This window comes from Paenibacillus sp. 2TAB26, assembly GCF_052115145.1.
In the GTDB taxonomy this organism is placed as follows: domain Bacteria; phylum Bacillota; class Bacilli; order Paenibacillales; family Paenibacillaceae; genus Pristimantibacillus.
This window is the reverse complement of the sequence record NZ_JBFRGC010000003.1, coordinates 257,248-278,165: the sequence shown is the minus strand read 5'-3', so window position 1 is coordinate 278,165 and position 20,918 is coordinate 257,248. Positions and strand designations below refer to the sequence as shown.

Sequence of the window (20,918 nt, the reverse complement as noted above, 5' to 3'; positions counted from 1 at the left end):
ACTAATCAAWAACTTGTTACCACTATTATTAAACTTTATACCCCATTATGTCAATCGGAATTATTAATTTACATCATTTCCTAGCTGAATAAGAGTTTGCAGCAGTATGTTTACTCCTGCTTCACAGTCCTCTTGGCTGCTCCATTCAAGTGGATGATGACTGATGCCATCCTTTGAACGTACCAAGATGAGCCCCATTTCCGCTAATTCACTCATGACCACCGCATCATGACCTGCGCCGCAAATCATATACTCCGCAGGCAAACCCGCATCCTCACAGCTATCTGTAATCACTTTTGTAATATACTCCGACGTTTTTACAGGCACAGCAGCATCTAATGTCCGGATAGCGCAGGTCAGCCCTCTTGCTGCAGTAAGGCGTGACAACTCGACTTTTATCGCAGCCTCCAGCTTATTGAGCGACTCCAAGGATTCATGCCGAACATCGAGTGTAAACACCGCTTCACCCGGAATTACGTTGATTGCAGCTGGCGCAAGCTTAAACGTCCCTATTGTTACGACGCCCCCATGCTTCACTGCGATTTGCTCCACAGCAAGAACAACTTCTGCTGCGGCAGGCATCGGGTCCTGTCTTAACTTCATGGGCGTTGTTCCCGCATGGTCCGCTCGTCCATGAATGGTCACTTCGAACCAGCGATGTCCATAAATCGCTGTTGCAATGCCAATTGCTGTATTCAGCTCTTCCAGAACTCGTCCTTGCTCAATATGAAGCTCAACATAGGCATGAATGGATTCTGAACTGCGACTTGCAAGAGCTGCTTGATCAGGGTACAAGCCGCCATGCTCCATCGCTTCGCGAAGCGATATGCCGGAAGAATCAGTAAAATCCAGCCATTTTTCATCCCAAGTATTTGCCATCGCACGGCTTCCCAAATAGCCGGCTCCAAAGCGCACGCCCTCTTCGTCCGTAAAGCAAATAACCTCGAAAGGTCTATAATGCCTGATTGACTGCTCTTTAATCGTTCGCAAAACCTCAATACCGCCAAGTACACCAAGCGCTCCATCGAATTGGCCTGCTTGAATGACCGTATCGATATGAGAGCCCGTCACTACAGCTCCTGTCCGCTGCTCCTCCCCCTCCAATCGCCCAATCAGGTTGCCCGCTTCATCCTGCCTGACTTCTAGTCCCGCTGCTTTCATTTCACTGATAATAAATTGCCTCGCTATTAATTCCTCATTGCTGAGCGATAGCCGTGTTACACCGCCGCTTGGATCTGCGCCGATTAAACCTAAAGCTTGAATCGAATCCCATAACCGTTTGCCGTTGACCTGCACATGCTGAGTCTTAGCCATCATGCCACCCGCTTAAATCCTCCTTATCAAAATAAAGCAATGCGGCGGCTAAAGCCTGCGTTCCCGCAGCAATATCATCCTCATCGGTCCATTCCTCGGGACAATGGCTTCTGCCATCCTTGCTAGGAACAAAGATCATGCCGATTGGCGCAATACGCGCGAGCTGGTTCGCATCATGTCCCGCCCCGCTTGCAAGGTGAATAGCTGGAGCAACAGAAGCACAGGCTGCAAGCACTCCACCCAGCACAGACTTTTTGACCATGACGGAATCTGACTTCGACAGCAGCTCAAGCGACAAACGAAGGCCTCGCCTTGCAGCAATCTGGATCGTCTCCGCTGCAAAAGCGGCGTACACCGCGTCAGCCACCGTATGATCTAGTGAGCGGATTTCAAGATCAAACCGAACGAGGCCGGGCACGACATTGGATGCATTCGGCTCATTCGACACTTTGCCGATCGTCCCTACGGCTACGCTCGCATGATCGTTGCAGTGACGTTCAAATGCTAAACCAATCTCGCAAAAGCCTGCCAGCGCATCGTTCCGAAGCGTCATTGGCGTCGTCCCTGCATGATTTGGCGCACCTTTGAGCGTGACACGATAGCGATGAATACCTACGATACCAAGCACCGCCCCAAGTTGATGGCCTGATTGCTCCAACACCGGACCTTGCTCGATATGAAGCTCAAGGTAGAGCGCTACATCCCCCAGCTGCCTCGCCTCACTTGTCAGGCGTTCGACATTTCCGCCTTGTTGATTAATCGCATCGCTCAGCTTCAGCCCAGTATCGTCGCGAAGCTCCAGCATCGCTTCAGACAAATTGCCGACCATCCCCCTGCTCCCAATCGTGGAGATGCCAAACTCACTAGGCTCCTCTGCCGTGAAATCGACAATTTGCAGCGGATGCCGAAGCTGCGTTCCTGATTGTTGAAGTAAACGGGCAATTTCTATGCCTGCCAGCACTCCTATGATTCCATCGAACCGCCCGCCGCCAGTAACGGTATCTGTATGGGAGCCAATCATGATAGGCGCTAAATTCGGATCGCTGCCAGGCAAGCTGCCTATCAAATTTGAAGCTGCATCCAGCGAAACAGACAGGCCCGCTTCCTCCATTTTCTCGGTCAGCCAGCGCCTGCCGTCAGCATACTGCTTCGTAAATGGACGTCGCGTCCAGCCGGGTTTAGATGGATCAACAAACATCGATAGATGTTCAATATCAGACATCATTCGAGATACACTTGGCACCAGTCTATCCATTTTGCTACCCATCCCATTCACTCCTCTCTCGCAAATTGATTAAGCAAGATGCTCTGCTTTAATAAATTCGCCATGACCCGCCTTGCCGGTAACAGCTCCCGCTTCATACACAAGCGTTCCCCTTACGAGCGTGTGCGTTACTTTTCCTTGCATACTCATTCCGTTATAAGCACTCCAGCCAGCACTTGATTGAAGCTCACGCTCATCTAGCGTCCAAGCAGCAGCAGGATCGATAATCGCGATATCGGCATCGTAACCTTCAGTTAATCTGCCTTTGCGATGACCAAGCCCAAATACGTCAGCAGGCCTTTGACTGATCAGCCTGACCAAGTCGGTAAGCGCCAATTTTCCTTTCGCCACTCCCTCGCTGTAAATAATCGGAAGCAAATGTTCCACTCCGGGAGCACCTGAAGCATTATTAAAAATATCCGCGTCTGATTTACGCCCAATTAGCCACGGAGCATGATCGGAAGTAATCATATCGATCGATCCGGTTTTCAATAATTCCCATAAATCCTCTTTGTCCTGCTTCGTGCGAAGCGGAGGATTGATTTTACCTTTCGCCTGCAAACGCGGCATATCTTCTTCACTTAGCATCAAATAATGGGTACAGGTTTCCGCAGTGACTTTCGCTCCGATTGAACGGAAATAGTCCACCAATTGAAAAATACGCGGATACGTACAATGATATAAATGCAGTTTGACTCCTGTCTCATAAGCAAGCTCCATAGCGGTCAGCGCTGCTGCTGATTCACTTACTTTCGGTCTGCTCCAGCCATGCGAACGTGGATCTGCACCTTGGGAGCGATATTTATCAATATATCTGCGGACGATCTCATCGTTTTCTGCATGCACGCCAACCGGACAACCTGTTTCAGCAATGACCGCAAACGAATCAAGCAATTGTCCGTCATCTATTCGCGGAAAGCGGAAGGAATCCGTATTAAACATCGATACTTTAAAGCCGCATGCACCGGCCTCGGCAAGCTGGCGGATATGGTCATAACCGTCTTGCTTATGAATCGTAACAAGCATCGCCATATCAACTATGGATTGCTGTTCTAGCTGTTGTTTTTTTTCCTCGAAAGCAGGAAGCGTACAGACCATCCCCGTCGCATCATAAGGCATTTCAATAATCGTCGTTACGCCTCCGGCAGCTGCAGCTGCACTCGCTGTGTAAAACCCTTCGTCAAGCGAGCTGTAACAATGGACATGAGCGTCGACTGCACCAGGCAGCACATAGCTGCCTTCGGCATTAATCTTTTCTGTTGCGGCAGCCATGTCCGTGTCGTCTCTATCACCAATACGAACAATTTTACCGTCCTTGATTCCAACTGCGGAATGGTATGCGACGCCCCCTGGAAGTACGAGATTTCCATAAATGACGAGATCATAGCTGTTATTCACCATTTGCTCCTCCTTCCAATTGAATGCCACTGCGAATAAGCTCATACATAGCAGAAATATCTGGGGTTAGCGGACGATCTTCCGTCAACATAGGCACTGCACTGCGAATTTGCGAATAAACAGCGGCCGAGCCTCTGCCTAATTCAGCTTGTATACCGCGTAAATCAATGGCTTGGGCTGCATGCAGCGCTTCCATCCCTATAATGTAGGTTAAGCGATCGATGATGTCTTCGAGCTTACGAATGACGAGCGGTGTATTGTTTGCATGATCCTCCATGTCGCCTGCCAGCGATAAATAATCAGCAGATACCGGATTAGAGAGCAAGCGGATTTCGGCATCAATGGAGGTGTATGTTTTTTGAAGCGTTCCGAAAGCGATAGACTCTGGATTTGGTGCTAGAAACCTCTCCAGACCGGTAAAGGATGGCGTTCCGAGCTTAAGTGATCTGTAGCAGCTTATTTTGGATACATGACTTAGCGCTATCGCAACCATCTCAAACGCCACGGTCCATGAGGTTACGTCAAAATTTGAGGAGGGCACTACTCTTCTTTCATCTATTAATACACAAGGATTATCATCAGAACCGTTTAATTGAATGAGCAGCAGCCTTGTCGCATAAGCAAGCGCATCACGAGCTGCGCCATGTACATGGCAAGCACTGCGAAAGCTGAGCGGATCTTGAATTTTATCGTTTTTACTTGACTGCTGTAGCGTTCCGCCTTGCAAATAACTTCTCACATTTGCCGCGCTTGCTGCAGCTCCCTCGAATGGCCTTACCTCAAATAAAGCCGGATCAAGCGGATTCATGCATCCCCGAAGCGCTTCAAGCGACAATGCAAAAATAGCATCTGCCGTACCGAGCAGCTTTAAAGCCGCTGCTGCTGCCAGTGCACCAGTGCCCGCGGACAGCGCATTGGAGCTTACAATTGCCAATGCATCCTTTGGCCCCAGCTTCACAGGAGTAATCCCCGCAGCTTGAAAAGCCGTTTCCGCGCTCATCATCTGGCCTTTGTAATTCACATTTCCTTCTCCCATCATCGTTAAGCCGATATGAGACAAAACCGAGATGTCGCCTGCGCCAACAGATCCTCGAAGCGGAATGATCGGATGGATAGCTGCATTAAGCAAATCCTGATACATGAGTACGACCGCAGGCTGCACACCTGTACAACCAATAAGCAATGAATTCAGCCTGGCAACGAGCACGGCCCGCACCTGCTGCTCAGAAGCAGCAGGCGCAATAGCCGCCGAATGGGAATAAATAAGATTGCGGTTAAACTGTTCATACATCTCCGTTGTAATGGTTCGATCTTTATTAAGACCTACGCCGCGGTTTAGCCCATAGATCGGAATGCCTTCGGCGGCAAGCTCATGAATGAGAACATGAGCCTCCTCTACTCGCTTTAATGCATGCTGTGAGCACTCCACGCGATAACCTTCCAATGCAATTTGCTCAAGCTCGCGAATCGTGAGCGCATTGCCATCAAGCGTAACCACCCGTTCGGACGACTTCGTATCCTCCAAACCGATACCATCTATAACTTCATTCATAACAGGCACCTTCTTAGTAGATATCGATAAATTAGAATGATCGTGCTAGACGATACCCTTCAAGCCATATTCAGCAAGCGGTATGCCAAGCGCCTTTTCCACCTCTGGATATACGGTCGGGTCTTTCACGCTGGAGCTTAGAGGCACAAATTGCTTATCGATTGCAAACAATGCGATCTCCATGCCTTCCTTCACGCCGCCTACGCTGATCGGCAAACCTGTTGCTGCTTCAAAGGTCGTAATGACATCCGGATAAGTAGTAAGTCGCTTGCCGTCTGCATCATCCACAGCCATATATTCATTCATGACATGCATCGTCAGTTGACCGCCTGATCCATCCGTCATAGTAATGGTGCCAATATCGAAAGCGCCTGAATAATGAACGTCCTTTTTCAATACGACACCGCGACCGATGATCTGTCCATTTGTTTTGCTGCAAACCGTTTCCATAATCGCTTCCGCGCCATTCGGCTCAGCCTCGATCATCGCATAACCTAGATCAAGCGCTAACGAAATGCCTCCAATCGCTGCATGCTCCTTTACATAAGATGCTGGAATCGGATGGCGAGCAGAAGCGATAAATCCTCCCGACATATCTGCAGCTGTCCGCAATATATTCGATGTTTTAGCTGGCGTGCCTTTTACAACGAGCTCCAAATAAGAACCCGTATCTCTGCGTCCGCCAACAACGACCTGAATCGTTTCATAATCGGTGCGGGAAGCAAGGCCCATCGAACCCATCTTGCCTGTTGGATGCGCACGAATATCACCAGTCGCATCAACGACAACCAGACCGAGCGCCGCAGCTGGAAGCCAGCCATTAATGGTGCTCGACATGCCGTTTTGCGGTGTCATAACCCCCACAACCTTGCCGTCATAGTTGTCCATCAGCAGTTGAACAGCCTTAATATAATCAATGCCCCACATTTCCCAGTCATTGCCTGCTGGTGCGCCGATCGCCGTCGCTGTCACAATAATGGCATCATCAGGCAGCTCATCAACCGAAACCAGCTTTGGTCTAGCAATGCCTACTGCTGCTCCGCCAATCTCAAGACCATGATCAACCCAGCCCCCGCCTCCGGATGCGAATACTGCCCCTCCTCTTACTGCTGCTTTTACATCCTCTATCGTTAATTCACGCATCATGCATTCTCCTTCCGATTCGTATCAATTCGACGTATTCCCTTTTTGCTTACTTCATCCAGCGCTTCCTCATAACCAGCGTCAGCATATCGTAGGACGCCAAGGCCTGTGTCATTGTCTAGCGTCGTTTTTAATCGAAGCTCTGCATCGGATGTGCCATCTGCAACGAGCGTGACACCCGCGCTTGTCATATATCCGCTGTAGCCACCGCCGCCAGAGTGTATCGCTACAAGATCAGCCATCGATGAACAGTTAATCATTGCATTAAGCAGCGGCCAATCCGATATTGCATCGCTGCCATCCTTCATGTTCTCCGTCATAATATTCGGGTGAGCCATCGCTCCCGCATCGAGGTGATCACGCGAGAAGGCAATGGGACCGCTCAGCTCGCCAGCTTGAACCATGGCGTTCACCGCTAGTGCCAGCTTCGTCCGATCGCCATGACCGAACCAGCCAATGCGCGCAGGCAAGCCCTCGACCGGAACATACTGATTCGCTAAGCGAATCCAGTTGACTACAACCTCGTTATCGCTGAAATGCTCCAATATATATTGATCAATCTTGCGAATATCACTAACCTCACCGCTCAAAGCGACCCAGCGGAACGGCCCAATCGCACGAGAAAACAGCGGTCTTAGAAACGCTTCGGTAAACACAGGAATATCAAAAGCATTTGTAACTCCATTTTGTACAGCCTGCGAACGAATATTGTTGCCATTGTCAAAAACGACTGCACCTCTGCGCTGAAACTCCAGCATCGCCTCAACTTCTAATGCGATTGAAGCTCTTGCATCCGCTTGAAGCTGATCCGGTTTTGTTCTGCGCAGCTCAGCTACCTTATCTAAACTGTAGCCTGAAGGGATATAACCGTACATGAGATCATGCGCCGACGTCTGATCGGTGACAACGTCAGGCTGAATGCCTCTGCGAATCAGCTCAGGATAAATATCGGCTGCGTTGCCAAGAAGACCGACTGACAAACTCTCCTTATTCGCACAAGCTGCTTGAATCCATTCCAAAGCCTCATCCAAGCTTGCCGTTTTTTTCTGCAAATAGCCGACCTCGATACGTTTGTCGATTCTAGCCTCAGACACTTCTACGCATAAAATAACGGCACCCGCCATCGTTCCTGCAAGCGGCTGTGCGCCGCCCATTCCTCCGAGACCGGCTGTCAAAATAAACTTCCCAGCCAGATTGCCGTCGTAATGCATTCTAGCTATCGATTGAAAAATCTCATAGGTTCCTTGGATGACTCCTTGTGAACCGATATATTGCCAAGCTGCCGCGGTCAAACCGCCCCAAACGATTAATCCCTGCTCTTGATATTTATAGAAATTGTCGCTCGTTGCCCATTTGCCAACAATGTTGCAATTCGCCATTACAACAATTGGAGCGTACTTATGCGTTCTCATAATGCCGATAGGCTTGCCTGATTGAATGACCAGCGTCTCATCTTCCTCTAATGATTTGAGCGTACTGACAATTGCATGATAGGAGTCCCAATTACGCGCTGCTTTCGCGAGGGCAGCATAGACAGTAAGCTCTTGTTGGTTTTCGCCATTTTCAAGAACATTCTCAAGCATTCGCAGCAGCGCCTCCTGCCTCCAGCCTTTGCAACGCAGTTCAACGCCTCTGGCAGCTACAATTCGATCCATATCCGATTCTCCTTATTATCATTATTCAATAATTAGTTTCTATTAATCAATAAATTAACAAACGTTTCCTCTCTAGTCAATACAAAAAAACAAGTTTACGTCAGTTTAAGTAACGCACTAGGAATAAGATGCTTTATAAATATAAAGGTTACCTCATTTTTTGCAAAATAGAACCTGTAAACTAAACCCATCAATCGGTTTCGTATGTGGCTGAAAGTTTGCTGAAAGAACGAGTAAACAGATGCATCTTTTTCTAAAAAGACAGATAATAGAGGGGTAAGCTGCGAAAGGGGAATTTGAAATGGTGTCCTTCAAAGGGATTAAAATATTGCTTGTAGATGATGAACCAACTATCGTGCAATTTCTGGAGCTCGGGCTCATCAACGAAGGATTTGATATTCGATTCGCCTATGACGGGGAATCCGCTTTGCAGGAAGCGAGTACCTTTCAGCCCCATGTCGTCATCCTCGATGTGATGATGCCCGGGCTGAATGGATTCGAAGTATGCGAGGCATTAAGGGCTACCGGCGATAATATCGCTATTATTATGCTGACAGCAAAAGATGAGATTGAGGATCGTGTCAAAGGCTTAACCCTTGGAGCTGACGACTATTTGGTGAAGCCCTTCAGCTTCAGCGAGCTGCTTGCCCGCATAGGTGCAAGACTGCGGAATCAGTTTCCTAATTTGCTTGGTGAAGCTGTGTATGGACCGTTCCGGCTCGATGACCGCCGCAAAGAACTCATTTATATGGAACAGGTTCTTGAGCTGTCTCCTACCGAATATGAGCTGCTAAGGTTTATCATTCTAAATCATGGTGTCGTGCTTAGTAAATCGCTCATTTTGGATAAGGTATGGGGATATCAATTCGGTGGAGAAGAAAATATTGTCGAGGTGTATATCCGCTCGCTTCGCGACAAATTGGACGACAAGGAGCATCGCCTCATTCGAACACTCCGCGGGGCCGGCTATCGGATGGATCTGCCATGACGCGTATTAAAAGGTCAGACGTCACTCGTTTCTTTGCTCCACGTTCACTAAAATATCAGTTATTATATCGGTCGCTGCTTATACTAGCGGCTTTGTTTCTATTAATTGGCGTGCTTCAATATTTCATTATGAAGGACTTTATTTTTCAAAATAAAGCCGATGCCTTAAATGCTCAAATCATGTCGATGCCCATGGATTGGTTTATGGATGGGAAGGATACGAATAACCGCCCTGAAACGAGCAATCAGGGTGATCCCGCTAATCCGGCTGAACGGCCGCAGCGTGATCGACGCGACTCGCCCATGTTCTATCAACCGGGCTTGTCTATCGTCCTGATTGATCCAAACGGTGTCACCGCTGACGTATCGAAGGATAATAACCTTAACGCCCCGCTTCTATCAACGGACGAATATGAGCAAATTAGAGATCAGCTTAAAGCGCATAAGCAAATTGGTTATAAAATCTTGAACAATGCCGAAGGCATCGAGCAGCTAGTCGTCTTCCGTATGGCTGGACCGCCAGGCAGAGCCGAAGGCCTCATTCAAGTGAGCGCCGAAACCGATTCACTGAAGCAGCTGCTCATGACACAGCTTGCCATATTCGCTGGCTTATCTGTCCTTGCACTTGCAGCAGGGCTCGCGCTTTATTTGCCGCTGCTTCGGCGTACGCTTCGTCCTTTATCTCGCGTCGTTGTGGCAGCGCAGCAAACCGATGCAGGCAGCTTAACGAAACGAATTCCCGCCAGCCAAGGACAAGAGGAAATCGATCGTTTATCCGATGCGTTTAATGGCATGCTTGAGCGCCTCGATCATTCCTTCGAGGCGGAACGGAAAACAACTGAAAAAATGCGGCGTTTCGTAGCGGACGCCTCCCATGAGCTGCGTACGCCGCTTACTTCGATTCACGGATTTCTAGAAGTGCTGCTGCGCGGGGCGGCCTCGAATCCGGAGCAACTCGCGCGCGCGCTTAACAGCATGTTTCTTGAATCCAATCGTATCAACAAGCTGGTCGAGGATTTACTCGTGCTGGCGAAGCTTGATCAAGACCCGCAGCTGCAGCTGGCCGAAACAAAGCTGGATGCGCTTCTGCTCGAGATGGAGCCGCAGTTACAATTGATTGCTGGCAATCGCACAGTAGAGCTGCTTCTCACTCCTCATGTGAGCGGTCAGTTCCATGCGGATAAGCTGAAACAGGTGGTGCTCAATTTATTTTTCAACGCGGTGCAGCATACCGATTCGGAGACAGGCGTGATCAGCATCACGCTTGCTTCGTACAATAATCAAGCTGAAATACGCGTTGCCGACAATGGAACAGGGATTGAGGCCGTGCATCTGCCTCATTTGTTTGAGCGCTTTTATCGAAACGAATCATCCAGAACGCGAAAGAAAGGCGGCGCAGGTCTCGGGCTTGCCATTACGAAATCGATTGTAGATGCTCATAGAGGTACAATTACAGTAGACAGCTTGCCCGGAGCAGGAACAACCTTCCGCATTTTGCTCCCAACCACCCCGCTCCAGCCGGTTGATATGCAAGATTAATTTAGAAAAAAACAGGAAGAGGCAGTCTCAAAAGTAGATTTTCTACTTTTTGAGACTGCCTCTTCTTCATGATTTATTATTTATTCCGCAGACTGCATCTCTGCTAATGCCCGCTGAGCTAATCCGTTTAAAGTAATGTCATCCATCGGCGGATTATGCAAGCCTGCGCGAACATCGCGGTACATCCGCTCCAGCGGAAGCGTGCGAGACAAGCTGCTTCCCCCCACTATTCTCATGGCAAGATCAACGATACGAACGGCTGAATTGGTCGCCACATATTTAGCGAGGCCCAGCTCTGGCTTTAATCCGCTCCGTCCCTCCGGTTCCCGGTCCCAGCGATCGGCGATGCTGTAGAGTAAGGTGCGAGCCGTTATTAGCTCCGCTTCCATTTCGCCAATTTGCCGCTGGATCGTTGGCAGTTCGGATATCGGGCCTGGCAAACTGTTAGGCCGATAGTTTTGGGCAAAGTGAATTGCAAAATCACGTGCCGCATGTGCAATGCCGATATAACAGGCAGGAATATGAAGCAGCGTTCCGCCATCGAAGGCCGTCCCGCCTTTACGATTAATTTCTGCGCCTTCAAGCGTACCGCTGTCTGGCACGAATACTTGATTCAACAGGAGGTCATGGCTCCCTGTTGCCCGCATGCCGAGTGTATCCCATGTTTCTTCAATACTTATGCCTGCACCCATTGGAATTAAAAACTCGCTTGCACGATTTTCTTCTTCCATCCATGCAGATATGGTGAAATAAGACACATCAGGACTAAGCGTGCTATAGGTCTTGCGCCCGTTAATAAGGAAACCTCCAGCCGTTCTTATCGCTGTAGTTTCCGGCTTGCCGCCTCTGCTTGGGCTTCCAGTTGCTCGCTCGCTTGCATAATGATTTATTGTGGCGCCTTTGCTTACAACCTCCTTGCAAAAGCTGGCGTATAAAGCTTCGGGCCATGGACGGCTTATCCGCATTTGCATTACCTGCCCCAGATGCCAGCCCGCGGCGAGCGCCGTTGAACCGTCACCGCGGGCCAAATGATCCTGCGCTAGTACAAATTCATACAATGACGCTTCATCCCCGCCATATTGCTTCGGCACAGTAAGCTTCAAATAACCGCACTCCCGCATATCGGCAAAGTTGTCATGTGGAAAAGAGCCTTCCCTATCATGCTTAGCTGATCTTCCTGCAAACTTGCTCGCCAGCTGATCCGCTGTCGCCGCGATTTCCGCTTCGCGCTCATTGCGAACGAACCGATCCTTTTCGATTTTCACCTGCATAAAGCTGTCCAGCCTCCTATCCACACTTTCATATCTGTATAGCAATCTTTCCTTTCAGTTTACACCCATCCTGCCAAAATAAAAATGAAAAAAGGATTAAATTGCTTAGGTTATCTAAGCAACTAATCCTTTGTAGAGACGTCTATTACGATATACATGATATGGAGGGCTTTCAGATGAAAAAAACTACTATTGCATTATTAGCGCTAATGTTGTCTGCCAGTATATTTTCAGTTAATCACATTCATGCAGAAGCAGCAAATCAGCCATTCGTAATAGAGGGAAAAGTGGTTCAGGGACGCACTTTAGTTCCAGTACGCTATGTTGCTGCAGGGTTAGGGGCTGAGGTTAATTGGAACCAACAGTCCAAAACGGTAACCATTCTTAACGGAAAAACCGAGGTTATGCTCAAAATTAATTCAAATAAAGTGATGCAGAATGGTACTGAAATCACGATTGATGTTCCTGCTCAAATAACCAAAGGGGTTACATACGTCCCCATTCGCTTTATTTCACAGACCTTAGGCGGCACCATTAGTTGGGATGCCGAACGTAGATCAGCAGACGTTTCTTTAGGCGACAAACAAGTTAGAATTACTACAGAGTCTACTTTTAACTTGTCTACGATCCCGCAAGAACATATTAATACGCTGATCCAAAAAGCGAACGAAGCGACTAATCTATCTTCCTATTCACAAATAAGAGCCCATTTTAAATCCAATTTTACTGGGACATTCATTAATAAAATCATCAAACAAAATGGACTAGAGTTCAACGTTCCATTCACAGGTACAGCATACAGTCATTCCGAAGGAAAGGAAGGATATATTAATCAATATGAATCCCCCTTAAATGCTGGAGGTATGATTGTCGAGCGAAAAATCATCCTTAAACAAATTCAAAATACATGGATGGTCGACGATATTATTTTCTCAAGCTCGGCACCTTAAACAAGTATAAAACCAACGATTTTGTTTAATAAAATATTTCATTGCGTTCCATTACTCTTCGATCTGCTTTATAATCTTGGCGGGATTTCCACCTACAACTACGCTATCTGGCACATCCTTTGTAACGACAGCACCGGAAGCAACAACGACATTATTGCCGATGTTCACGCCAGGGTTTATAACGGCTCTCCCGCCTATCCATACATTATGGCCAATCGTTACCGGTTTTCCGTATTCAACGCCAGATATTCTCTCCTTTGCATTCAAGGGGTGAGTTGCTGTGTAGATGTGTACTCCTGGTGCAAGAAAACAATTGTCGCCAATCCGAATGTCGCAAACGTCCAATAGTACACTATCAAAATTAGCATAAAAGTTTTCTCCAACATGAATGTTGTAGCCGTAATCACAACGGAAAGTGGGCTCGACATATAGAGTTTTGCCTGTGAACCCGAACAATTTCTTTAGCAGCTCCGTTCTTTTATTATCCTCTGTCTCCAAGGTTTGATTGAATAACCTCGTTAGTCTGCGAGCGTTCATTCTATCCGCAACCAGCACAGCATCGGCTGCATTATAAAGCTCACCATTCAGCATTTTCTCTTTTTCTGTCTTCATTTGGTACCACTCCTGTTTGTTGTTTCAAATTTAAGCAGAAATACGGTTTGTCTGATCACTACATTCGTTTATTTTCTTGTTCCTGAAATCATGAGGCCTAAAGCAAGTTTCTGTAATCCATACAAATAATCTTGTTTCCAGTCGCTCACAGTAAGCTCCGGCAAATGTTCTTTAGGAATATAGGCTGCGCTTCTTAATGTTATTTGGTCGGTTATTTGCTTATTTATTTCATCATTGGAAAAAATAATCGTGTGCGGGTTTATTGTAGCTGTAAATGAGGCTACCAACCGACTAATCGCATCAATCTTTTTCTCATCATGAACCAATGCAGTTTCTGTTCCATCCTCGTTATTTAGGGCTTGTACAAAATTTCGGTCATCATACTGAGGAACGAAGGATATTTCTCCTGAGAAAAACGTACTGCCTCGCACGACATCACCATTTATCATAATGCCGGCACCAGGACCATTTTGACCCAAATACAAGTAGACCAAGGAACCCTTGTCTTTATTGTTTCGGTTGTCGTAGTACCCAAGAACAGCCGCATTCATATCATTCTCAACAACGACAGGTATGGATAAACGCTCCTCAAAATATCCTTTTAAATCAAAATCATGAAACTGCTYATAGCTCGGGATGAAAATAATTCGGCCATTATTGACTGAACCCGGCACACCTATAGCTACAGAGCTGATTTTAGGATGCTTTTCTATAATGCTTTCAAGTAAATGAGATAAGCTCAAAGCATCATCCATTAGCACACTTGAAGTACTGCCTTGTTCCTTCTCTTCGCCTAAACAATTAAAAATGGTATAGTTAGTTTCTGTTTTCTCTAAAAATATAGCCAAACCGAGCATGAACTCGGGATTGTATGCGTATCTGTTTGCTCTTCTCCCGCCACTTGAATGGTCGAGACCAACTAAAATGAGTTCCCCGTCCTTTTCCATTTGCGTGAGAAACTTACTAATGGTTGGGAAGCTTACTCCTAGCTTTTGACTTAGCTCAACCTTCGTGGCACTCCCATGCTCCAGAAGAGCCGCACGAATGCTGCGTAAAATAACTTTTTTCCATTCTTTTGGAGTTGCAATTAGCTCATTTATGATGATCACCACCTCTAAGCGCAATACTTATTAAATATATTTAATAAGTTACACCGATAATATCAGAATATCGTCTTGGATAAAAGTAATCTTCAGGAAAAAATAAGAGATGCTTAAAAAAGTTTTCATGTTCATTCTATAGAATAACACGTAAAGCAATTGTTCTGGTAATAGCCGCACTCAGACAAGAAAGGATGTAACGATGTATCAAGGAAAGCTGCGAAAAATGACTATTTTATTGTTGGTTTTATATACCGTATTAATCTTCTATTTCTTATATGTCGGATTCAACAGAGCTGCCTCTATTCATGACAGCGGCTTGCGATATAATCTAATACCCGAGAAGATCCATTTATTCCTCCCTATGCAGAGAGAGTTTTCATTTTCGCTCTTTGAGTTCGGCAACTTTGCAGCATTTATACCTTTCGGAATCATGATCCCGCTTCTGTTTCGTTCTCGTTTTCTGCGTTTCATACTGCTATTTATTGTATCGATTACCATGCTTGAGACGCTGCAGATGTTTTCCCGTTTAGGCTCCTTTGATATTAACGATATTATTATTAATACGTTAGGTGCTGCAGTAGGCTACTGCGCACAAAGGTTTGTTCGACATGAGCGTGATACATTCAAAGGCTTCTGCAAAATAATAATAACAGCATTTGTACTTGCGATTGTTGTCATTGGAAGTATTGGAGGCATTAATAATTATCTAGATAAAGCAAGCAGCGAGGTTATCGCTTTAGATAAACTGCCATTAAAGGCTGGAACTGTTCTTTGGGATAAAAGTCTCTCCAGCTTTCCCGCAGCCCAAGAGAACGTTGAGCCGAAACTAAATATGTACAGCCGAAACAATACACGAACAAATGAGTTTACCTATCTTTTAGACGGCAAATATCACATGATAGCAGGTAATCTCGCGATATCAAAAACCTTAACTCAAAGTGCCGGCAATGGAAATATCGATCTCATTTTTAGCGCAGACGGAACCGTAATCCATTCATTTGGATGGAGTTTCGATGGACAGGAAGAGCTTCCTTCCGAGTTTTTTCAAATCCCCTTAAATGGAGCAAAGGAACTTACTATAAAATTTGTTAATCATACATCCGATCGAGATGTCCTGCTGTGGGACATTGCACTTCATAAAGTAAATACCGGACAAAAAATAATAAATGGGATCAAACAAAAACTAAAAACATTATTTTAAATGGAAAAAGCCGAATTTCTTAGCTTGCAAAGAAATCGGCTTTTTGTAATGTCACTTCATTTTTCAATCTGCAGCTCCGTGCTGAAGCACAAACTCATCCAGCTTTGCACCTTCCACGTCATAGGCTTGATAAGTTAAATTGTCGCCGTTTACCGTAATCCCTGCGAACATTTGCTTCTCATTCTGAAAATGAACCTTATGATAAAACTTATCTTCCTTTTTCTCATTGAATTTTTGCCCTGCTGTATTGGTTACCACATATACAGTGCCCGCTCGGTTTTGCACCGCTTGATCACCGTCGCCTGTGATTTGACCATCACGAAGCGGATAGGATCTGGAGTACTCATGATTATGACCTTGCAGCACCAAATCAACCTCGAATTCATCAAATAGCGCTGTCCAATCCTTCACCTTCTTGTTCGTATTGCCTCCATAAGACCCTTGATGCAGAGCAACGATTTTCCATGGCTTATCCGTGCTCTCCAAATCTTTTTTCAGCCAGCTTGTTTGCTCCTTTATATTCGATTCCGAATTTAAAATAACAAAATGAACAGAACCATAATCAAACGAGTATGTCGTTCCCGCATTCGATCCCTTCGCGCCACTCGCAGGTAAGTTGAAATGAGAAACAAATCGCTTGGCATCTCCATCCACTTCATCATGGTTCCCCGTAACTGGCATAAATGGAACCTGTGTTACCCACTTGCCTGCTTTTGCGAAAAGCTCGGTCCAAGCTTGCTCATCGGTGGGCTCTTCTGTCAGATCACCATTATGAACGATAAAGGCAGAGGATGGGAATACGTTAAACGCCTGATCCAGCGTATTTCCCCACAGCTCAAAATCCTGCTCCGTCACGCCTTGCGAATCCGTTACGTTTATGAAAGTAAAAGCATCGCTTGCTTCAGCTTCCGTCCTAAATTGTGCAGCATCGCTCCATGCCTCTTTTTCTCCGCTGCCTACTCGGTACGTGTATGTGGTTCCCGGATTAAGGCCGGTTGCTTCTGCTTTATGAACACCACGCAAAGTATCCTCACCTATGTCAATCGATGATGTCGTACCCTTAAAGGTCATTACAAGAGCCTCTTCCCAATCGCTAGGGACGGCTCCTTCAATGATCTGAACAATTGAATCGGAGTGTGCATTCGTACTATGCCAAGTGAAGGCGCGGCTAGTTTTTGGATCGCCCTTGAACGTAGTCACAATCGCGGCTGGCTTCACCGACTTATTGGCCTTTAACCATTCCATGCCAATGGCTCCAACAACTAATAAGGCGCAGCATATGAGCAGTATCATCATGTCTTTTCGGATTTTTATCCTAGTCACACTCCTTCTTCTCTATCTAATTTTAATTATATCTTAACAAAAAGCTGTTGCACGGCGCATTCAGCAATCTTTCAGCCAGCCTTAAGTTAAGAATAAGTAAAGGCCCGTAGAATAACATTTGTAAGCAGCGAGGGGCGCTGAACATGAAATGAGGTGTGAGATGAACAAAAACCTAAACTATCGCCATGAATTGAAATTTTTCATTAACTATCATCAATACTTTATTATTCGCCAGCGGCTAAAGGATCTGATGGAACAAGACAAACATGTCGGTCCGTCAGGCGAGTACCATATTAGAAGCTTATATTTTGATGATATAAACAACAAAGCTTTGCATGAGAAGCTTGGCGGCATTCGTGATCGGGTCAAATATCGTATCCGCATATACAATGGCCAAGACCATGTCATTCATTTTGAGAAAAAAATTAAATTCAAGGACTACATCGCAAAGGTAAAGGAACCGCTAACGAGGGAAATGTACGACAAGCTTATGGATGGCGAATACGACGTCCTTAGAGGGCCGGACAAGCCGCTTTTGAACGAAATTCACAATGAAATGAAGCATCATCTGTTGCGTCCGAAGGTCATCGTCGATTATGTCCGTGAGCCATATGTTTACGCTAACGGCAACGTACGCATTACGTTCGATAAGGAGCTGCGCACCGGGCTTCATGCTGTTAATATTTTTGATGAAAAGGTGGAGCCCGTACGCGCACTCGACAATGATTTAATCATTCTTGAGGTGAAATATGATGAATACATTCCAGCCTTTATCCGAATCGCTTTGCAGCTGGAAGGACTAAACCGGCAATCCGCATCAAAGTATGTCATCTGCCGAAAACATTTGAAGTTCAACACTTGGGAGGATTATTAAAATGGAAACCAATACAACTGCCGCGGCAGCAACGGAGACGACAACAAATTTTGCCGATCTTTTAAAAAATTCAGTACTGGATAACTTTGCTTCTGATATCAGCCTTTCGAAAATATTGATTACGCTGGGCGTCGCTTTTTTACTTGGCTTCTTCATTTACTTGCTTTATAAACGAATATTTAGCGGCGTGCTTTATTCAAAAAGCTTTAACGTTTCGCTGATCGGCATGACCATGATTACAGCAGTTGTTATTATCGCGATTAACTCCAATCTCGTGCTGTCGCTTGGTATGGTTGGCGCTTTGTCCATCGTCCGTTTCCGTACTCCAATTAAAGATCCAACCGATTTAATTTTCTTATTCTGGGCTGCCGTTGCAGGTATCGTTACTGGCGCGGGCTTCTTTACACTAGCGGTAATTGGTTCGGTTGTGGTTGGTCTTATTCTGTTCTTCTTCGTTAAGGGCGGATCGGTAGAAACCCCTTACCTGCTTGTTGTTAACTGCGACAGCGATGCTACCGAGCAGCTTGTTCACAAGCAAGTCGGCACGCTCGTTAAGCGTTATAACGTGAAGCAAAAAACAGTGACGCAGGGCAATATTGAAATGACGCTGGAAATTCGCCTTCGCGACGAAACCGGACGTTTCGTTAACCAACTAACGGAGCTGGCTGGCGTTCGTAACACCGTACTTATTAGCTATAGCGGGGACTATGTATCCTAATTATCGGGAGGTGTTTTCATGAAAGCGAAAGCGCGTGTAATCTTATTATGCTTTTGCTCCATTCTCCTGGTTACTTTACTCGCTGGATGTGCCGCAGGCGGTACATCCTTCAGTCTCAGCAGCTCGGGTGCGGCAAAGGGTACAGATGAGAAATCAGCGGATGAGCAAAAGCTAGATGAAACGGTTTTTCCTAAAGATAAAATCGTAGATGTAAAAATTACGATCGACGAGGACGCGTTCCAAAATATGCTGGACAACGCCAGCGCGGAGGAATATAAAGAAGCCTCGGTCGAATATAACGGTCAGAAGTTCGAAAACGTAGCCATTCGAACGAAGGGCAATCTCAGCTTGAACAGTGTCGTAAGAATGACCGAATCCGATCGGTACAGCTTTAAAATTTCATTCGATGAGTATGTTAATCAAACCTTGCAAGGAATAAGCAAAATTAATTTAAATAACAACTACAGCGATGCCTCTTATATGCGAGAGTTTCTATCGTATGAGCTTGCTGAGCAAATGGGACTTCCAACCCCAAAATATTCTTATGTCAATGTTTACGTCAATGGCGAGCTTTGGGGCTTTTATTTGGCTGTCGAGCAGATTGGCGATGCCTATCTTGAACGTAATTTCGGCAATGCATATGGCGCGCTTTACAAAGCAAACGGCGGCAACGGCAGCGAGCTCAACTGGTTAGAAACGATCGATTCCTATACGGGCCTCGATTTGAAGTCCGACAAATCAAATGATGATATTTTGCTCGATATGCTGGATGAACTGAACAATGGCTCCAATTACGAGAGTGTGCTGGACGTTGATGAAGCGCTTAAGTTCATCGCCTTAAACGCAGTAGCCGGCAACTTTGACAGCTACCTCTCTGAGAAAAAACATAATTATTATTTGTATGAGGATGATGGTATTTTCAGCATTTTGCCATGGGATTACAATATGTCCTTTGGCGGTTTCGGCGGCTCCAGCGTACTCATTGATGAGCCAACTACTGGCGCGATTGCCGATCGGTCGCTTATTGACAAGCTGCTTAAAGTGGATGCCTATAAAGATAAGTATCACGAAATCGTTACAAGCATGTTAGAAGGATATTTGGCAACCGATACGTTTCAGGCAAGGGTCGATGTAATTAAAGCTATGATCTCGAATTATGTAAAAGCAGACCCTTCCTCCTTCTACACGTATGAGCAATATGAGCAAGGTGTTGCTCAGGTTGTTTCCTTTAACTCGCAGCAAACCAGCACCATTGCACAGCAGCTCGCCGGCACTATTCCTGCTGCTGGCGACGGCTCTGGCAGCGGCGGCGGGATGGGTGGCGGTGGTGGCATGGGCGGTGGTGGCGGATTCGGCGGCAATCGGCCAAACGCTCAGCAGGGTAACACTCAGGGCAACACCGGAAACAGCAATGCTGCTGTTAATGCAGGAGCCGGGCAGCTACATGCCGGCATTACAGCGAACAAAGAGCTGAGCCCGCAAGGTGCTGTGGCAGATGGCTCCGTTCAACAAGTAGTTGACAACTCTACCTCACCTACTACACAAAGCCCTCAAGGCGATGCAGGTGCTGCTGCTCCTGATGGGCAGGTCCCTCTGGGCGATACAGGTGCTGCTGCTCCTGACGGGCAGGTCCCTCTGGGCGATGCAGATGCTGCTGCTCCTGACGGGCAGGTCCCTCAGGGCAATGCAGGTGCTGCTGCTCCTGACGGGCAAGTCCCTCAGGGCGATGCTGTCATGGCGCCTCCAGATGGACAAATGCCTAATCAGCAAGGCGGCATGCAAGGCGGGTTTGGCGGCCAAAGACCAAACGATATGGGTGGCGGCATGGGCGGTGGCTTCGGCAGCCCTGGCACGCAGCAAACTCAGGCACAAGGCAGTCCTAAAGAAGCCGCGACGGCTGGAATCGCCATCGTTGTCCTGCTTCTCTCCTGTGCATTCATCGTCTTCTATAAACGTAAACGACTATAAGCATTCTAGTTCAAAAAAAGATCGCGAACCCTTTGCCACAGTGGCA

At 46.7% G+C, this 20,918-nt stretch carries 17 protein-coding genes; 7 read left to right on the top strand and 10 right to left on the bottom strand.

Translation table 11 applies throughout. The features are described from left to right. Positions 1-63: 63 nt before the first annotated feature. The 6 genes from AB4Z50_RS04225 to AB4Z50_RS04200 are packed head-to-tail and all read right to left on the bottom strand — an operon-like array spanning position 64 to position 8,326. On the bottom strand, positions 64-1,314 hold the full coding sequence (locus AB4Z50_RS04225; RefSeq protein WP_076269602.1) for a Zn-dependent hydrolase: 1,251 nt from the start codon (positions 1,312-1,314) through the stop codon (positions 64-66). Continuing rightward, positions 1,307-2,581, bottom strand: a complete 1,275-nt coding sequence (locus tag AB4Z50_RS04220) for a Zn-dependent hydrolase (RefSeq protein WP_076269418.1) — start codon at positions 2,579-2,581, stop codon at positions 1,307-1,309. Before AB4Z50_RS04220 ends, AB4Z50_RS04225 begins: the two co-directional genes overlap by 8 nt. A 27-nt stretch (positions 2,582-2,608) precedes the next feature. After that, on the bottom strand, positions 2,609-3,976 hold the full coding sequence (locus AB4Z50_RS04215; protein ID WP_441876062.1) for a dihydroorotase: 1,368 nt from the start codon (positions 3,974-3,976) through the stop codon (positions 2,609-2,611). Continuing rightward, positions 3,969-5,528: an HAL/PAL/TAL family ammonia-lyase gene (locus tag AB4Z50_RS04210; RefSeq protein ID WP_441876059.1), complete on the bottom strand. Its 1,560-nt coding sequence runs from the start codon at positions 5,526-5,528 to the stop codon at positions 3,969-3,971. The genes AB4Z50_RS04215 and AB4Z50_RS04210 overlap by 8 nt, the downstream gene beginning before the upstream one ends. Positions 5,529-5,573: 45 nt before the next feature. Then, the gene (locus AB4Z50_RS04205) at positions 5,574-6,671 is read right to left on the bottom strand and encodes a DUF917 domain-containing protein (RefSeq protein ID WP_441876056.1); all 1,098 of its coding nucleotides are present in this window, start codon (positions 6,669-6,671) and stop codon (positions 5,574-5,576) included. Further along, a complete protein-coding gene (locus tag AB4Z50_RS04200) occupies positions 6,671-8,326 on the bottom strand; it encodes a urocanate hydratase (protein WP_441876053.1) in 1,656 nt (551 codons plus the stop codon). The genes AB4Z50_RS04205 and AB4Z50_RS04200 overlap by 1 nt, the downstream gene beginning before the upstream one ends. Before the next feature lie 301 nt (positions 8,327-8,627). Between AB4Z50_RS04200 and AB4Z50_RS04195 the strand changes: the two genes are divergently transcribed. Beyond that, a complete protein-coding gene (locus AB4Z50_RS04195; RefSeq protein ID WP_441876050.1) occupies positions 8,628-9,314 on the top strand; it encodes a response regulator transcription factor in 687 nt (228 codons plus the stop codon). Then, a complete protein-coding gene (locus AB4Z50_RS04190; protein ID WP_441876047.1) occupies positions 9,311-10,852 on the top strand; it encodes a sensor histidine kinase in 1,542 nt (513 codons plus the stop codon). The genes AB4Z50_RS04195 and AB4Z50_RS04190 overlap by 4 nt, the downstream gene beginning before the upstream one ends. Positions 10,853-10,932: 80 nt before the next feature. Here AB4Z50_RS04190 and AB4Z50_RS04185 read toward each other — a convergent pair whose 3' ends face one another. Beyond that, positions 10,933-12,123, bottom strand: a complete 1,191-nt coding sequence (locus AB4Z50_RS04185) for an acyl-CoA dehydrogenase family protein (protein ID WP_076269411.1) — start codon at positions 12,121-12,123, stop codon at positions 10,933-10,935. Between the two features lie 176 nt (positions 12,124-12,299). Between AB4Z50_RS04185 and AB4Z50_RS04180 the strand changes: the two genes are divergently transcribed. Continuing rightward, positions 12,300-13,073 (top strand): copper amine oxidase N-terminal domain-containing protein, encoded by a 774-nt coding sequence (locus AB4Z50_RS04180; RefSeq protein WP_441876044.1) that lies wholly within the window; start codon positions 12,300-12,302, stop codon positions 13,071-13,073. 51 nt (positions 13,074-13,124) lie between these two features. On the opposite strand, the gene AB4Z50_RS04175 is transcribed toward AB4Z50_RS04180, so the two are convergent. Beyond that, positions 13,125-13,685: a maltose acetyltransferase domain-containing protein gene (locus AB4Z50_RS04175; protein ID WP_441876041.1), complete on the bottom strand. Its 561-nt coding sequence runs from the start codon at positions 13,683-13,685 to the stop codon at positions 13,125-13,127. A gap of 68 nt (positions 13,686-13,753) precedes the next feature. Further along, positions 13,754-14,785 (bottom strand): ROK family protein, encoded by a 1,032-nt coding sequence (locus AB4Z50_RS04170; RefSeq protein ID WP_441876195.1) that lies wholly within the window; start codon positions 14,783-14,785, stop codon positions 13,754-13,756. 202 nt (positions 14,786-14,987) lie between these two features. Here AB4Z50_RS04170 and AB4Z50_RS04165 point away from each other — a divergent pair, with 202 nt between their 5' ends. Continuing rightward, positions 14,988-15,989, top strand: a complete 1,002-nt coding sequence (locus AB4Z50_RS04165) for a VanZ family protein (RefSeq protein ID WP_441876038.1) — start codon at positions 14,988-14,990, stop codon at positions 15,987-15,989. A 63-nt stretch (positions 15,990-16,052) separates the two neighbouring features. On the opposite strand, the gene AB4Z50_RS04160 is transcribed toward AB4Z50_RS04165, so the two are convergent. Further along, complete coding sequence (locus AB4Z50_RS04160; protein ID WP_441876035.1) at positions 16,053-17,285, bottom strand: purple acid phosphatase family protein; 1,233 nt, start codon at positions 17,283-17,285, stop codon at positions 16,053-16,055. Between the two features lie 187 nt (positions 17,286-17,472). On the opposite strand from AB4Z50_RS04160, the gene AB4Z50_RS04155 reads away from it, so the two are divergent. Genes AB4Z50_RS04155 through AB4Z50_RS04145 form a run of 3 tightly spaced genes read left to right on the top strand, consistent with a single transcriptional unit; the run spans position 17,473 to position 20,872 of the window. Next, a complete protein-coding gene (locus tag AB4Z50_RS04155) occupies positions 17,473-18,186 on the top strand; it encodes a polyphosphate polymerase domain-containing protein (RefSeq protein WP_441876032.1) in 714 nt (237 codons plus the stop codon). Position 18,187: 1 nt separating this feature from the next. Further along, on the top strand, positions 18,188-18,904 hold the full coding sequence (locus AB4Z50_RS04150) for a DUF4956 domain-containing protein (protein WP_441876029.1): 717 nt from the start codon (positions 18,188-18,190) through the stop codon (positions 18,902-18,904). A gap of 18 nt (positions 18,905-18,922) precedes the next feature. Next, complete coding sequence (locus tag AB4Z50_RS04145; RefSeq protein WP_441876026.1) at positions 18,923-20,872, top strand: CotH kinase family protein; 1,950 nt, start codon at positions 18,923-18,925, stop codon at positions 20,870-20,872. The last annotated feature ends 46 nt before the right edge of the window (positions 20,873-20,918 follow it).